General features: G+C 28.3%; 7 protein-coding genes and 1 pseudogene. 6 read left to right on the forward strand and 2 right to left on the reverse strand.

Going from position 1 to position 7,918, the window contains the following annotated elements:
* The 5 genes and pseudogenes from HMPREF9129_RS10640 to HMPREF9129_RS06065 all read left to right on the forward strand — a co-directional run.
* Nucleotides 1–522: pseudogene (locus tag HMPREF9129_RS10640) on the forward strand (DNA mismatch repair protein MutS); the annotation flags it as partial.
* Nucleotides 523–693: 171 nt separating this feature from the next.
* The gene (mutS, locus tag HMPREF9129_RS10645) at nt 694–1,887 is read left to right on the forward strand and encodes a DNA mismatch repair protein MutS (protein WP_083827180.1); all 1,194 of its coding nucleotides are present in this window, start codon (nt 694–696) and stop codon (nt 1,885–1,887) included.
* Nucleotides 1,877–3,742, forward strand: a complete 1,866-nt coding sequence (gene mutL, locus HMPREF9129_RS06055) for a DNA mismatch repair endonuclease MutL (RefSeq protein WP_004821519.1) — start codon at nt 1,877–1,879, stop codon at nt 3,740–3,742. Before mutS ends, mutL begins: the two co-directional genes overlap by 11 nt.
* Nucleotides 3,743–4,648, forward strand: a complete 906-nt coding sequence (gene miaA, locus HMPREF9129_RS06060) for a tRNA (adenosine(37)-N6)-dimethylallyltransferase MiaA (protein ID WP_004821521.1) — start codon at nt 3,743–3,745, stop codon at nt 4,646–4,648.
* On the forward strand, nt 4,638–5,924 hold the full coding sequence (locus HMPREF9129_RS06065) for a methionine gamma-lyase family protein (RefSeq protein ID WP_004821523.1): 1,287 nt from the start codon (nt 4,638–4,640) through the stop codon (nt 5,922–5,924). Before miaA ends, HMPREF9129_RS06065 begins: the two co-directional genes overlap by 11 nt.
* A 10-nt stretch (nt 5,925–5,934) precedes the next feature.
* Here the strand turns inward: HMPREF9129_RS06065 and lexA are convergent, their stop codons facing one another.
* Nucleotides 5,935–6,552: a transcriptional repressor LexA gene (gene lexA / locus HMPREF9129_RS06070; RefSeq protein WP_004821525.1), complete on the reverse strand. Its 618-nt coding sequence runs from the start codon at nt 6,550–6,552 to the stop codon at nt 5,935–5,937.
* 140 nt (nt 6,553–6,692) lie between these two features.
* Here lexA and HMPREF9129_RS06075 point away from each other — a divergent pair, with 140 nt between their 5' ends.
* Nucleotides 6,693–6,983, forward strand: a complete 291-nt coding sequence (locus HMPREF9129_RS06075) for a hypothetical protein (protein WP_040552651.1) — start codon at nt 6,693–6,695, stop codon at nt 6,981–6,983.
* Nucleotides 6,984–7,095: 112 nt separating this feature from the next.
* Here the strand turns inward: HMPREF9129_RS06075 and HMPREF9129_RS06080 are convergent, their stop codons facing one another.
* Nucleotides 7,096–7,770, reverse strand: coding sequence for a tyrosine-type recombinase/integrase (locus HMPREF9129_RS06080; protein WP_004821530.1), 675 nt, complete (start codon nt 7,768–7,770; stop codon nt 7,096–7,098).
* Nucleotides 7,771–7,918 lie beyond the last annotated feature (148 nt).

A 7,918-nucleotide genomic window follows, 5' to 3' on the forward strand; every position in this document is an offset into this window, starting at 1 on the left:
GATGATTATTCATCTCTTAATCTTTTGCTAAACTATCTTGGAATAACTCAAAAATCTAGTCTTGTCCATCTAAAAGATATAATAGTTTATACGGTTGAAGAGTATATGGGCCTTGATGAACATACAAAGAGAAATCTAGAATTAACTCATGGTATAACAACTGGGACTAAAAAAGGTTCTTTATTCCAAGTTTTGGATAGTACTAAAACGTCTATGGGTTCTAGAGAACTAAAAAAATGGATAGAAAAACCTCTACTTGATAAGGGAAAAATTGCAGATAGACTAAATTTAGTTGAAGAATTAAAAGAGAATTTAATATTAATAGATAAAATTAATGGTCAATTAAACCAAATCAATGACATTGAAAGACTGAGTTTTAAAATTTCGAATTCTCAAATTTCGCCTAAAGAAATTAAAGCATTGGCGAACTCTTTCTCAAAAATTAAGGGAAATTCAAAAAGAAATTTTAAATTCAAACTGTATTCATTTAAAAGATTATGTAAAAAATATTTGTACTATTGATTCCCTAATAGATGAAATTAATACTACATTAGTATCAGACCCGCCACATATAATTGATGATAAAAGATTTATTCGAATAGGATTTGATACAGAACTTGATGAGTTATTTAATGCTAGTGAAAATGGACAAAGACTTATCTTGGATTTAGAGAATAGAGAAAAAGCAAGAACATCAATAAAAATTTAAAGATTAAGTACAATAAAATCTTAGGATATTTCATTGATGTAACTAAATCTTTTGTAGACAAAGTTCCTGACGATTATATTAGAAAACAGACTTTGGTAGGCTCAGAAAGATATTACACAGTTGAATTAAAAGAATTAGAGTTAAAAATAAGTGGCTCCAAGGAGTTAGCTTTAAAAAAACAACAAGAAATTTTAAAAACTTTGCGAGATAAAATATTTTTTAATTTAAGAACTATACAATCAACTGCTCAAAAGATAGCTAAGGTAGATGTGCTTACTTCATTAGCTAATGTTGCCAATGAAAATAACTACGTTAGGCCAAAGTTAATAGATGGTTCAAGTCTTGAAATAAAATCAGGTAGACATCCAATAGTTGAAGCGCTTAATAAAGAGGTCATGTTTGTGCCAAATGACACTACTTTAAACGAAGAGAAATTCTTTAATTTGATAACTGGCCCAAATATGGCAGGTAAGTCAACTTATATGCGTCAAGTTGCAATTATTGTAATAATGGCCCACATAGGTTCTTTTGTTCCCGCAGATGAAGCTAAAATATCTATAATGGATAGAGTTTTTACTAGAATAGGAGCTTCTGATAACTTAGCTGGTGGAGATTCTACTTTTATGGTTGAGATGAAAGAAGTTTCTAATATCCTAAAGCACGCAAAACCTAATTCATTAGTAATTTTAGATGAGGTAGGAAGAGGAACTAGCACTTTTGATGGTCTTTCAATCGCTTGGGCAATAAGTGAGTATATAATTAAAAAGATTAAATCTAGGACATTATTCGCTACTCACTATCATGAATTAACAGATCTTTCTAATATATATGATGAAGTTGAAAATCTTACAATAGCAGTTGATAAACAAGGGGAAGATATTGTCTTTTTAAGAAAGATTATAAATGGATTTAGTTCTAAAAGTTATGGTATTGAAGTGGCAAAGCTAGCAGGAATAAACGAACCTATAGTTGAAAGAGCTAAAGAAATATTAGAACTACATGAATCAAAAGAAAATGTGCAAATTAAAATGGAGTCGTTTAATGAAGCTGTAAATCCTAATTACGACGGCTTTGTTAAAGAAATTAGTAAAATTGATATAAATACAATTTCACCTTTAGAGGCTTTGAATTTGTTGGGTAAAATTGTAGAAAAGGCAAGTGATATAAATGACAATTAATATATTAGATGATTTAACCATATCTAAAATTGCAGCAGGGGAGATAATTGAAAACCCTGCTTCAATAGTTAAAGAGCTTGTAGAAAATTCAATAGATGCTGAAGCAAAAAATATAGTTGTTGAGGTCAAAGGAGCGCCTTGGGAATATATTAAAGTTTCTGATGATGGAATGGGCATTTTATCAGATGAAATAGAAAAAGCATTTTACAGACACGCCACTTCTAAATTAAGTAATTTTAAAGATTTGACAGAAATTACTTCACTTGGTTTTAGGGGAGAGGCATTGGCAAGTATCGCAAGTGTTTCCAAAATAGAAGTCCTAACTAAAACTAAAAATGATTTAGCAGGTACAAGAGCCAAATTAGAAGATGGTAAGATTTGGGATAAAAAAAATATAGGAGTTCCAGTTGGCACAACATTTTATATAACTGATGTATTTCACAATACTCCTGTAAGAAAAAAATTTTTAAAAAAAGAGAGCTCAGAATTTAATCTAATTCAAGATGTGGTTAAAAAAATATCTCTTGGAACACCCGAAGTTTCTTTTAAATTGATAAGGGACTCAAGAGTTATTTTAAGTAAATCTGCCACTACAAATATGAATGACCATATATTTAGTATATTAGGCAGGGATATAAGTAATAATCTAATCAACAAAAAATTTGAAAATGAAAGATATAAAATAAATGCTTTCTTTTCAAACAATGCATTATATAGAACGTCTAGGTCAGAACAATATATCTATATTAATGGAAGATTTATCAGAAACTTAGAGATTTCTAAAAGTATAGAAAGAGCTTACTATTCTCAAATACCTCTTGGCAGATATCCAGTTTTTATAATTTATTTAGAAATAGACCCTTCTATCGTAGATGTAAATGTTCATCCTAAAAAACATGAAGTTAAATTTTCAAATGATGAAGTTATTGTTCAATTGTTAAAAGATTTAGCTGAAGAAACATTAAAACCTAATAGAGATTTTATTAAACCAATTGAAGATGAACCTAAAACAGAAAATGTAAATATATTTGAATTGTTTACAACAGAGTCATCGGACAATGATCAAGTAGTCGAATTAGACTATACTAGTAATTTTATAAATTCTAAAAAAGAGTCTATAGAAGAACCTTACAAAGAATTCTTATCTGATAATAACCATGATATGGATAAAAAAGAACCTACTATCGTTTCTTATGGCGAATATAATCAGAATTTAGAAATTGAAACTATAGATGATTCAATAGCTATGGAAAATATAGAACCATTTAAAAAAGAAGTGAATTTAATAGACTCAAGATACGTTGGTTCACTTTTTAATACTTATCTAATATTAGAATCAAGAGATAATAGATGGTTCCTAATCGACCAACATGCAGCACATGAAAGGGTTAAATATGAAGAATTTTTAAATCAATTTAATTACAGACAAGTTGATTCTCAAATGCTATTAAAACCAGAGATATTTGATGTATCAAATGTTGAATTGGATAAGTTTGACGAATTCACAGAAACATTAAATAAAATTGGATTTGAAATTGAAAAATTTTCAGATAATTCTTTGATTGTTAGAGCTATTCCTTCTATAGTTGGATGTAATTTCGAAGACTTTTTAAGACAATCACTTCAGGAAGTGAATGAAAACTTAACTTCTGCATATCAAGTTAACCCATACGCTCTTATGAAAAAAGCTTGTAAAGCTGCTGTTAAAGCCAATGAAAAACTAAGTTCTATTGAAGTTAAACAACTTGTAAAAGATTTAGTAAATTGTGAGGACCCTTATACATGTCCTCATGGTCGTCCAACTGTTTTAGAGCTTACTAAAAGAGATCTAGAAAAAATGTTTTTGAGAGGATAAATGAATTTAATTATTTTAACAGGACCTACAGGTGTAGGCAAGACAGAATTATCTTTAAAAATTGCAAAAGAATATAATGGTGAGATTATTTCCGCAGATTCAATGCAAATATATAAAGAATTTAATATTGGAACAGCAAAAATAGATACTAGTCAAACTGATATCGTGCATCACATGATTGATATAGTTGATGCCAATACGGAATTTTCAGTTTATGATTTTCAACAACAAGTAAAAAAATTAATAGAAGAAATAAATCTTCGAGGTAAGATGCCTATTTTAGTTGGAGGCACAGGACTTTATATAAATTCAATAGTTTATAATTTAACTTTTCAAGAACAGTCAAAAGATATAGCTTACAGAGAGTACCTAAACTTAGTATTGCAAGAAAAGGGATTGGGATACCTATATGAATTATTGCTTGAAGTCGATCCGGAATCTGCAAATCAAATAGATAGAAATAACTCTCATAGAATTATTAGGGCTTTGGAGATATCTAAAAGTGGTAAAAAAGATAATTCAAATTTTAATTCTAAAAATAATGAATACAATTTACTTTACTTAGGGTTAAATATGGAGAGAAGTAAGCTGTATGAAAATATAAATATCAGAGTAGAACAAATGATAAATCAAGGTTTAATCAAAGAAGTTTCTGAGCTTGTAGAAAAATATTCTGAAAATTCTCAAGCTTTTAAAGCAATAGGTTACAAAGAAGTTATATCATATTTTAAAAATGATATTTCATTGGAAGAAATGGTAGAATTAATTAAAAAAAATTCACGACACTATGCTAAACGTCAAATTACTTGGTTTAAACGTGATGATAGAATCATTTGGTTAGATAAAGAAGACAAAAATATTTTTAAAACATTAAAAAAATTAGTAGGAGATAAATTTGGAAAATAATTTTTTTGATTCGTTCAAGATTAATAAAGAAATATTTGATTTTGTATGTAATTGTGAAAATGAACTTAAAGAGTCCTTTTTAGAATTTGAACCAATTTCATTTTATAATCAAATGAAAATATTGAAAGCAATGCAAGATAATAATTTAAAATCAACAGATTTTAATTGGACCACTGGTTATGGTTATGGAGATGAGGGGAGAGATAAGGTTGAAAAAATATATGCCAATATCTTTAACACAGAAGATGCCCTTGTAAGGCCTAATATTGTAAGTGGAACACATGCTATAAGCCTAGCATTAAAGTCTATATTAGCTAAAGGAGACGAATTAATATATATAAGTGGAGCTCCTTATGACACACTTAGAAAAGTTATAGGTATAGATGGAAATGAACCAGGTAACTTTATTGAAAGTGGCATTCACTACTCTCAAGTTGATTTAATTGATGGGAAAATAGATATAGAAAAAATCATTGAAATGATTTCAGAGAATACAAAAGTTATCGCAATTCAAAGGTCTACAGGTTATTCAAATAGAAAAGCGTTCACAACTGATGAATTAAAAATTGTAATTAAATCTATAAAGGAAAAATATCCTAAAGTTATAATTTTTGTAGATAATTGTTATGGTGAATTTACAGATTATGAAGAACCTACAGATTTTGGAGCTGACTATATGGCAGGCTCCTTAATAAAAAATCCAGGAGGTGGATTAGCTTACTCAGGTGGTTATATAGTAGGAAAGCAAGACTTAATAGATAGAATATCTAATAATCTTACAGCCCCAGGAATAGGTAAGGAATGTGGCCTTAGCTTTGGGATGACAAGGCAAATTTTACAAGGACTATTTATGGCTCCCAAAGTTGTAGAAGATGCAATAAAGGTAGCTAGATTATTTAGTCTCGCATTTGAAAAATTAGGATATGAAACCCTACCTAAAAGTTCTGATAAGAGGTCAGATATAATAACAAGCATTGAATTAAACGATCCTAAACTATTAGAAGTATTCTGTGAAGCAATACAAAGTGCATCTCCTGTAGACCATCAATTTACTCCTCAAGCATGGGATATGCCAGGATATGAAAATAAAGTTATAATGGCAGCAGGAGGCTTTATAGAAGGCTCTTCAATAGAATTGTCTGCTGATGGTCCTATGAGAGCGCCATATTATGCTTATTTCCAAGGTGGCTTATCTTATTATCATGGTAAATACGCCTTAATAAATGTATTAAATAATTTTAAAGAACAAATTTATAACTTAAAAAATAAGATGTAAGGGATATCCCTTACATCTTTCTATATAAACCAACAACTACACCCAAAATTTTAAGGTCTTTTACATAAATGGGATCCATAAAATCATTTTCAGGTTGTAACCTAAATCCATCTTTTTCTTTATAAAAAGTCTTAACTGTAGAATCTTCTCCAATTAAAGCTAAAACTTTATCTCCATTTTTAGCAAAATCACGTTTTTCTATTATTACAAAATCTCCGTCCAATATCCCTGCATTTATCATGCTTTCTCCAACAATTTTTAAAATAAATAAATTTCTGTCTTGAGCAAATTCAATTGGAAGAGGATATGTATCTTCTATATTTTCAAAAGCTAGTATAGGCGCTCCAGCCGAAACTTGACCAACAATTGGTATATCAACAGTTTTTTTCTTATTTAAAAATACATCTTCATTATTGCTAAGTATCTCTATAGCTCTAGGTTTTGTAGGGTCTTTTCTTATATATCCCTTTATTTCAAGTTTTTCTAAACTTCCATGAACAGTTGATGTACTTTTTATATTTAGTTGTTGGCAAATTTCTCTAACTGTAGGGGGATATCCTTTTAATTGTAACTGTTGTATTAAATAAAATAATATATCTTTTTCTCTTTGACTCAAATCTTCGTACATACTTATACCTCCTATATACAAAGTATAACAGATGAGAACGTATATTTCAAACAAACGTTTAAAATACTTGACAAAAACAAATGTTCAAATACAATTAATTTAGAACAAACATTCAGAACATATATTTGATGAGGTGGATTATGAAAAGTAATTTAAAATTAAAAAAGAATAGGGTATTTATATTTATTATTATGATGTTTTTATTCACAACTGGATTAAAAATAGAAAACTTAGATGGTTTTGAAACTAGACAACCTGAACCTAAATTGATTTATCATTATGTCAATTCAAATGAAACTATTTGGAATATAGCTGATAAATATAACTACAATATGGATAAACGAGATTATGTAGATAAAATTATCAAATTAAATAATAATTCATCCAAAATAACACAAGGTGAAATTATTTCCATACCAATTTATAGATGAAAACTTCCCAAATAATAAGTGTAGGGTAGAGTGTAGTAAATATTTAAATTTTTAATTATGAGCAATAAAAATAGTCAACAAAATTAATTAATTTTGTGACTATTTTTTATGCTCATTTAAAATATTTATCATTATTTTCAGCACTATCATCAACTTCAGTGTAATTTATATTTGACAAAGGATTACTTTCAATAGTGTCTTTTAAAGCTTTATTATTTACATGAGTGTAGATTTGCGTAGTACTAACTGATTCATGACCAAGTATTTCTTGTAGACTTCTTATATCAGCTGAACCATATTGATACATAAGAGTTGCTGCTGTGTGTCTTAATTTGTGTACAGTATATTTATTTGTATCTAATCCTGAATTCTTTATATATTTTTCTACCATATGTTGAATGGATCTATTATTCATTCTATTATTACGCATACTTAAAAATAATGCATCTTCATTATCGATGTCAGGTCTAACTTTTAAATAATCATCTAGAGCTTTTCTACAGGCATTATTAAGGAATATTTCACGTTGTTTACGACCTTTTCCAGTAACACGCAGTATATTAGTCTTAATATCATTTAAATTTAAACTGGAGAGCTCTGATAGCCTCATTCCACAATTTAAAAATAAAGTTACTATAGCATAGTCCCTAAATTTAAATTTAGGTTGTTTTTCTGAATTAGATATCTCTTTCAATATTAACATAGCTTCATCTAAATCTAAATAAATGGGTAATGAACGCTCAATTTTAGGACTATCTATGTCTTCAGCAGGATTATACTCAATCAAATCAACTTTAGTACTTAAATATTTAAAAAATGTTCTAATAGAAGATAATTTTCTATTTTTAGTTCTATTAGAATTTTTTAATTTCTATCTAAAAAGAAGTAAACGCGTATATATCTTCTTTTCTTATACTTTTTATAATATCTAGTGT

The organism is Peptoniphilus indolicus ATCC 29427, from assembly GCF_000227315.1.
Lineage (GTDB): Bacteria > Bacillota > Clostridia > Tissierellales > Peptoniphilaceae > Peptoniphilus > Peptoniphilus indolicus.

Coding starts and splice junctions, on each gene's coding strand:
- mutL (WP_004821519.1), top strand. CDS start 1,877: ATGACAATTAATATATTAGATGATTTAACCATATCTAAAATTGCAGCA.
- miaA (WP_004821521.1), top strand. CDS start 3,743: ATGAATTTAATTATTTTAACAGGACCTACAGGTGTAGGCAAGACAGAA.
- lexA (WP_004821525.1), bottom strand. CDS start 6,552: ATGTACGAAGATTTGAGTCAAAGAGAAAAAGATATATTATTTTATTTA.
- HMPREF9129_RS06075 (WP_040552651.1), top strand. CDS start 6,693: ATGAAAAGTAATTTAAAATTAAAAAAGAATAGGGTATTTATATTTATT.